General features: G+C 48.9%; 6 protein-coding genes. 5 read left to right on the top strand and 1 reads right to left on the bottom strand.

The genetic code is table 11. The features are described from left to right. Positions 1-19 precede the first annotated feature (19 nt). Complete coding sequence (hisF, locus tag Q0277_RS10170; RefSeq protein WP_297997722.1) at positions 20-907, bottom strand: imidazole glycerol phosphate synthase subunit HisF; 888 nt, start codon at positions 905-907, stop codon at positions 20-22. Between the two features lie 91 nt (positions 908-998). On the opposite strand from hisF, the gene rsmA reads away from it, so the two are divergent. From rsmA to ybaK, 5 genes are all read left to right on the top strand, one after another. Continuing rightward, positions 999-1,859: a 16S rRNA (adenine(1518)-N(6)/adenine(1519)-N(6))-dimethyltransferase RsmA gene (gene rsmA, locus Q0277_RS10165; protein ID WP_297997720.1), complete on the top strand. Its 861-nt coding sequence runs from the start codon at positions 999-1,001 to the stop codon at positions 1,857-1,859. Beyond that, positions 1,840-4,080, top strand: a complete 2,241-nt coding sequence (locus Q0277_RS10160) for an RNase J family beta-CASP ribonuclease (protein ID WP_297997719.1) — start codon at positions 1,840-1,842, stop codon at positions 4,078-4,080. Before rsmA ends, Q0277_RS10160 begins: the two co-directional genes overlap by 20 nt. A 362-nt stretch (positions 4,081-4,442) precedes the next feature. After that, entirely contained in the window at positions 4,443-5,405 is a 963-nt protein-coding gene (locus Q0277_RS10155) for a KpsF/GutQ family sugar-phosphate isomerase (RefSeq protein WP_297997717.1), read from the top strand. Between the two features lie 8 nt (positions 5,406-5,413). Then, the gene (locus Q0277_RS10150) at positions 5,414-6,175 is read left to right on the top strand and encodes a pseudouridine synthase (RefSeq protein ID WP_297997724.1); all 762 of its coding nucleotides are present in this window, start codon (positions 5,414-5,416) and stop codon (positions 6,173-6,175) included. Between the two features lie 15 nt (positions 6,176-6,190). Further along, complete coding sequence (gene ybaK, locus Q0277_RS10145) at positions 6,191-6,664, top strand: Cys-tRNA(Pro) deacylase (protein WP_297997716.1); 474 nt, start codon at positions 6,191-6,193, stop codon at positions 6,662-6,664. The last annotated feature ends 337 nt before the right edge of the window (positions 6,665-7,001 follow it).

Genomic DNA, 7,001 nt, shown 5'->3' with positions numbered 1-7,001 from the left:
GGTATAAATCTGACCAAATTTACAGTCTCACTTCGATGCCTTGCTCCTGCAGATATGCTTTTAGCGCCTTGATTTCGATCTCTCTAAAGTGAAAAATCGATGCCGCCAGGCATGCGTCCGCGCCTGCTAAAAATGCGTCCTTAAAATGCTCTATTTTACCCGCACCGCCGCTTGCGATGACGGGGATGTCAAGCTCGCTAAAAATCCGCGTCAAATTTAGCTCAAAGCCGTTTTTAACGCCGTCGCAGTCCATCGACGTGAGTAAAATTTCGCCTGCGCCGCGCTCCTGCACCTCCTTTGCCCAAGAAAGCGCGTCCCTGCCGGTATCCAGCCTGCCGCCGTTTATAAACACGCTATAGCCGCAAAACTCGCCGTTCCCAGTTAAAATTTCATCCTGCGAGCTGCGTGAAGTCTCTCTAAAATTCTGTGCTTCGTTGCGTAAATTTGCGTTCAAATTCCGTGTCGCGCCGCATAAATTACCGCTTGAAATTTCGTTCGAATTTCGTTTTGCGTCGATCGCTACCACGACGCACTGCGAGCCGAATTTATTCGCCGCTTCGTCTATCAAATTCGGATTTTTTATCGCGGCGGAGTTGAGGCTTATTTTGTCGCAACCGACGTTTAGTAAGCGCGAGATATCATCGATCGTGCGTATGCCGCCGCCCACGGTCAGCGGGATAAAAAGCTCGCGCGCGACCCGCTCTACGACGTCCACGATCGTATCGCGCCCCAGATGCGACGCCGTGATATCGAGGAAACACAGCTCGTCCGCGCCCTCTTCGTTGTAGCGCTTGGCTATCTCGACCGGATCGCCCGCATCCACGAGACCTACGAAATTTATGCCCTTTACCACCCGTCCGTCTTTGACATCTAGGCATGGGATTATGCGTTTTGCGAATCTATTCAAAGCAGCCCTTCGAAATAAAATTTTTTATGATTTTAGCCAAATTTTACTTAACATAATGACTTTATAAGTAAAATTTGGCTAGACTCTCGCGATGATTAGGGCGAAAAAAGAGTTCGGGCAAAATTTTTTAAAAGACGAAGCCGTTTTAAGCAAGATCATCCAAGCGATTCCCGAGAATGTACAGAATGTCGTTGAGATCGGGGCTGGCTTAGGTGATTTAACTCGTAAGCTTTTGGAATTTTACAGATTAAAAAGTTTCGAGATAGATGAAGATTTATATCAAATTTTAAGCGCTAAATTTGCGCAGCAGATCGCTAGCGGCGAGCTTGAGCTCGTTTTGGGCGATGCTTTGCGGATTTGGCAGCAGCAGGGTCTTGGCTGCGGCGAATATTTTTTAGTCGCAAATTTGCCCTACTACGTCGCTACGAAGATGATTTTGCAGGCGATCGACGATGAGCTATGCGGCGGATTTTTGGTGATGATCCAAAAGGAGGTCGCTTTAAAATTCTGCGCTAGAGCCGGGCAGAGCGATTTTAGTGCTCTTTCGATCCTGGCGGATCTTGCGGGCGGTTGCGAGCTTCTATTCGACGTTGAGCCTGGCTGCTTCGAGCCTGCGCCGAAGGTAACTTCGTCGGTGATCAGGCTCGTAAAGGGCAAAAATTTCAAGCCCGGTGCCGAGGAAAGCGCGGAGACTCTCGGCGTAAAAAGTTGCGCCCGTTTCCAAAATCTCGATGAATACGAGAAATTTAAAAGCTTTTTGCGCGTATCTTTCAGCGCGCCGCGAAAGACGCTTATTAAAAATTTAAGTGCAAAATTTGATAGAGGCTTAGCCGAAGAGATCTTTTTAAATTTGAAAATTCCGCCTACGGTTCGGGCGCACGAGTTAAATTCCACCCTTTTTTTAGAAATTTTTAAAAATTTAAAGGTAAAAGATGGAAGAAAACAGAAATGAAAACGGCGTCGAACGACTCAAAAAAAGCAATCGCTACAAAAAACGCAAGGAAAATCTAAAAAAATCTATCGCGAGTGAGGGCTCTGCGGGCGGCGCGGAATTCGGCGGCGAGCATGAAAACGGCTCCCGCAAAAATAAAGGCGCGAAAAACGGGCAAAATTCCGCTCGTTCAAAGGGTTCAAAAAATGGCTCTCGCAACGGATCGAATTCTGTGGGTGGCGCGTCAAATGGCGGTTTAAACGCCGCGCATTCAAACGGTGCGGGCGGTGCGCATTTCGGCGGCGCATACCCAAAAAGCAACGAAAACGGCGCGGGCGGTTCAAATTTAAACCGCGACGGCGCCGCAAAATCGAGCGGCAATAACGCAAAAGGCGCAAATTCTAGCGCCTCAGACGATACGAACTCTTCAGACTCGCAGAAAAAGAAAAAGCACAAAAAGCGCTCCAATATGCCAAAGAGCCTCACGGGCAACGAGCCGTGGCAAAAGGCGATGGAAGAGGCAATCGCGCAAAATAAGCTGATCCACGAGGAGCGCCTGCACCCGCTTAAAGACGCTAATCGCAGCGATGAGACGGTGCGTATCACGCCGCTTGGCGGACTGGGCGAGATCGGCGCGAATATGACCGTTTTTGAGACCAATACGAGTGCGATCATCGTCGATGTGGGCATGAGCTTTCCAGAGGAGAGTATGCTTGGCGTGGACATTTTAATCCCCGACTTCGATTATGTTCGCAAGATAAAAAACAAGATCAAAGGCATCCTCATCACCCACGCGCACGAGGATCATATCGGCGCGATGCCATATTTTTTCAAAGAATTTCAATTCCCGATCTACGCTACGCCGCTTCCTTTGGGGATGATAAGCAATAAATTTGAAGAGCACGGCCTTAAAGCCGAGCGTAGCTACTTCCGCCCCGTGCAGAAGCGCCAGCTTTATCAGATCGGTGATTTTGAGGTCGAGTTTATCCACATAACGCACTCGATTATCGATGCAAGCGCGCTTGCGATCACGACGAAGGCGGGCACAATCATCCATACGGGCGATTTTAAGATCGATCACACGCCGATCGATGGCTATCCGACCGATCTGAACCGCCTGGCGTATTACGGCGATCGCGGAGTTATGCTTTTGATGAGCGATAGCACAAACTCGCATAAAGAGGGGATCACAAAGTCCGAAAGCTCGGTAGGTAAGACCTTTGATACGATATTTTCGAGCTGTAAGGGGCGAGTGATAATGAGCACCTTCAGCTCAAACATCCACCGCGTCTATCAGGCTATCGAGCGCGGCGTAAAATACGGCCGCAAGGTCTGCGTCATCGGACGAAGCATGGAAAGAAATTTATTTACCGCGATGGAGCTCGGCTATGTAAATTTAGACAAAAAGATCTTCGTCGATGCCGATCAGGTCTCCAAATACCCCGATAATGAGGTTTTAATCGTTACTACCGGCTCGCAGGGCGAGACGATGAGTGCGCTGTACCGTATGGCGACGGACGAGCACAAATACATTAAAATCAAATCCACCGATCAGGTAATCATCAGCGCCAAAGCGATCCCCGGCAACGAAAGCAGCGTCTCGACTGTGCTTAACTACCTGCTAAAAAGCGGCGCAAAGGTCGCGTATCAGGACTTCAGCGAGATACACGTAAGCGGGCATGCCTCGATCGAGGAGCAAAAACTCATGCTGCGCTTGATAAAGCCGAAATTTTTTCTACCCGTGCACGGCGAGTACAACCACATCGTAAAGCACAAAGAAACCGCGATGGAGTGCGGCATCGAGGAGAAAAATATCTATCTGATGAACGACGGCGATCAGATGGAGGTTTGCGAAAAATATCTAAAGCGCGTCAAGACCGTCAAGACGGGCAAGGTCTTCATCGACAATCAGATCAACAAGCAGATCTCCGACGAGATCGTCAAGCACCGTCAAAATTTAGCTGATGCGGGCGTCGCGGTAATCATCGCGCAGATCGACAAAAACGAAAAGAGGCTCATTCAGACGCGCGTCATCACCTACGGGCTCGTCGCCGATAATCAAACGGCGTACTTTACCAAGGAGATGCAGGGCATCATCGAGCAGTTTTTAGCAAATTTAAAAGATGAAATTTTGCTAGATCACTGGGCGCTGGAGGGCAAGATCCGCCAGGCCGTGCGAAAGCACATCTTTAGAAAGATCAAAAAATACCCGACCATAGTGCCGGTAATTTATTTGATGTAAGCGCGGCTAAATTTAGCGTGCAAGGCGGATTCGATCTGCGGCGGGCAAGTGAAATTTTAATGGCGTGAGTGAGCTCTCGAGCTTGAAATTTTGCGATGTAAGCGGGCTTTATAGCGTTTAAAATTTCAAGCAGCATAGCAGGTCTTGCAGCGCGAAATTTTAAAGCGGCGAATAAAATTTCGGCGTAAAGCAAAATTTAAAGAGCATCTAGCAAGCCCGCGGCAAGCGGGCAGAGCGGCGCAGAATTTCGCGGATTAAAATTTTATGGCGTAAATTTCAAGGGCGTGAAATTTCGGCTAGCGCAAATTTAGGCGCAGCGTAAAGAGGCGCAAAATGAAAGTAAAATTTAAAAAGAAGGTTAAATGAGTGAAATTTTAGATACGGCACGAGAGGTGCTAAGGCTCGAAGGGACGGAGCTTTTGCGACATGTGGATCTTATCGGCGGCGAAATTGAGCGAGCCGTAAGTCTGATCCTAGCTTGCAAGGGCAAGGTAATCGTCACTGGCGTGGGTAAGAGTGGCCACATAGGCGTTAAGATCGCCGCGACGCTTGCTAGCACCGGTACGCCGTCATTTTTCGTCCACCCTACCGAGGCGCTGCACGGCGATCTGGGCATGATCGGCAAGGATGATATGGTGCTTGCGATCAGTTTTAGCGGCGAGAGCGAGGAGCTGGTTAGAATTCTACCTCACCTCAAACGCTTCGGCGTGAAGATCATCGCGATGGCGCGCGATAAAAACAGCTCGCTCGGCAAGGTTAGCGATGAGTTCATAAGCCTTGGTATCGTCAAAGAGGCCTGCCCGCTAGGCGCCGCACCGACGGTTTCTACGACGCTAACACTTGCGTTAGGCGACGCGTTAGCGATCTGTTTGATGAGGCAGCGCAGATTCGGCAAAGAAGATTTTGCAAATTTTCATCCCGGCGGAAGCCTCGGCAAGCGGCTTTTCGTCAAAGTAAAAGACGTGATGCAAAGTAAAAATTTGCCCGTCGCAAGCCTTAACGCCAGCCTAAAACAAGCTATTGACGTTATGACGCACGGAAAGCTCGGCACCGTCTTGTTAGTGAACGAAAAGGGCGCGCTTGAGGCGATCTTAAGCGACGGCGATCTGCGCCGCGCACTGATGCGAGAGGATTTTGACATCAATGACGCCGCGCTGAAATATGCCACCAAAAATCCTAAAATGCTAGACGATAAAAATATGTTAGCCATAGATGCGCTAAATTTGATCGAGCAATTTAAAATCCAGGTCCTGCCCGTAGTCGAAAATGGCGTGCCCGCGGGGATCTTGCATATTCACGATCTAACGAGCCTGGGGCTAAAATAATGCAAAAGATGCGTCTGAATAAATTTATCTCCCATAACACCGCCTATTCGCGCCGTGAGGCGGACGAGCTGATCAAGCAGGGCAAGGTTAGTATTAACGGCCGCGTCGTTAGCGATTTTATAGAGGTTAGCGGCGAGGAGAAGATCCGTATCGGCTCGCGCCTTATCAAGCCTAAGACGGAATTTACGATGATCGTTTATAACAAACGCAAAGGCGAGTTAGTTACTAAAAAGGACGATCGCGGCAGGCGGACGATTTACGATAGCTTGCCGGAGGGGTTTAGCAGATTTGTTAGCGTGGGGCGTTTGGATTTTGCAAGCGAAGGGCTTTTGCTGCTGACCGATGCGCCGGCGATCGCTACGGCGCTGATGAACAGCGACATCGAGCGAGAGTACTATCTAAAGGTAAAAGGCGAGGTGGGGGATGAGGTCGTAACGGCGATCCGCGAGGGCTTTTTTGCCGCAGATGCGAGCAAGGGCGCGCACGCTAAAAGCAAGATCAAATCGATGGAATTTAAACCCTTTTTGGGCTACCGCATAATGCCTAGCAGCGGCGGTTATACGAAGATAAAGGCGATCATTAACGAGGGGCAAAACCGCGAGCTGCGTAGATTTTTCGGCTATTTCGATCTGGATGTCGTGGAGCTTAAGCGCACGGCATTCGGTAGAATGACGCTTGGGATGTTAAAACCCGGCAAATGGCGCTATTTCGATCAGAGCGAATATGAAGATCTGCGCGATTTTTTGAAAGAAAACAAAATCCGCTATTAAATTTAAGGAGGCGAAATGAGTTCAAAAACAAACGCCGCGCGCGTACTGGACGGTCTGAAAATCCCTTACGAGATCAAAGAATATGTGGTAGACCCTTTAAATTTAGACGCGGTACACGTGGCAAACAGCGTGAACGAGCCGATCGAGCAGGTTTATAAAACGATAGTTTGCACGGCGGATCACGAATATGTCGTAGCCTGCCTGCAAGGCGATCTAAATCTGGATCTCAAGGCGCTCGCGCACATCTGCGGCGCGAAGCGTTGCGAGCTGATGGATTTGAAGGATTTGCAAAAGGTCACGGGCTATGTCAGGGGCGGCTGCTCACCGCTTGGGATGAAAAAACACTTCCGCACCTTCATCGATGAAAAAGCGCTAACGCAGGAGAAAATTTATGTTAGCGCAGGCGTGCGCGGGAAACAGATCGCTCTTGCGCCTAAGGACCTCGCAACTGCGACCGAGGCGCAAATTTGCAAAATTACTTACAACTAACGCGGTGTTACTTTTACCGCCGTTTGTGTAAGTAACACCTGTGGCAAGTTAACGAAAATTTACACCGCGAAATTTAGACTTTTAAATTTCGCGTCGTGCCGTTTATTAAAACAAGCTCCTGTGCGCCGAAAAAATACAAATTAAATAAATTCGTAAAATTTATTGTTAAAATTCTAAGTATCGCGCGCCGCAAAATATCTCAAGCGAGGTGACTAGCACGCGGGGGCGCAAAGCAAACCTCTTTAAAAATGCATATATTTTGCGCGCGATCTGTTTTGCTCACTATAAATTTAGCCTTTCGACGCTCGGCGTTATTTGTGATAAAATTTTAAAATTT

The sequence above is a fragment of the uncultured Campylobacter sp. genome, from assembly GCF_938030815.1.
Classification (GTDB): Bacteria; Campylobacterota; Campylobacteria; order Campylobacterales; family Campylobacteraceae; genus Campylobacter_B.
This window is presented reverse-complemented; position numbering and strand designations above follow the sequence as displayed.

Excerpts from the sequence above, each read along its gene's own strand:
- rsmA (WP_297997720.1), top strand. The coding sequence starts at position 999 with ATGATTAGGGCGAAAAAAGAGTTCGGGCAAAATTTTTTAAAAGACGAA.
- Q0277_RS10150 (WP_297997724.1), top strand. The coding sequence starts at position 5,414 with ATGCGTCTGAATAAATTTATCTCCCATAACACCGCCTATTCGCGCCGT.
- ybaK (WP_297997716.1), top strand. The coding sequence starts at position 6,191 with ATGAGTTCAAAAACAAACGCCGCGCGCGTACTGGACGGTCTGAAAATC.
- Q0277_RS10155 (WP_297997717.1), top strand. The coding sequence starts at position 4,443 with ATGAGTGAAATTTTAGATACGGCACGAGAGGTGCTAAGGCTCGAAGGG.
- Q0277_RS10160 (WP_297997719.1), top strand. The coding sequence starts at position 1,840 with ATGGAAGAAAACAGAAATGAAAACGGCGTCGAACGACTCAAAAAAAGC.